General features: G+C 33.7%; 1 pseudogene. It reads left to right on the forward strand.

Going from position 1 to position 267, the window contains the following annotated elements:
• Nucleotides 1–267 (forward strand): annotated as a pseudogene (locus tag SB717_RS36380) (DNA topoisomerase IV subunit B); the annotation flags it as partial.

Below are 267 nucleotides of genomic sequence, written 5' to 3' on the forward strand. Positions count from 1 at the left end.
GTGGCGTTCCTGCAACGACGTTAGAGAAAATCGGGAAAACAAAAGAGTCTGGTACGACAATGCACTTCAAACCAGATACAACGATTTTCAGCACGACAAATTACAATTATGAAACATTATGTGAGAGATTACGTGAATCTGCATTCTTATTAAAAGGAATGAAAATCTCGATAAAAGACGAACGTAATGATTTAGAAGATATATTTCATTATGAAACAGGAATCGAAGCTTTCGTTTCATATTTAAACGAAGAAAAAGATTCAATTC

Source organism: Priestia sp. SIMBA_032, assembly GCF_046535215.1.
GTDB classification, from domain to species: domain Bacteria; phylum Bacillota; class Bacilli; order Bacillales; family Bacillaceae_H; genus Priestia; species Priestia aryabhattai.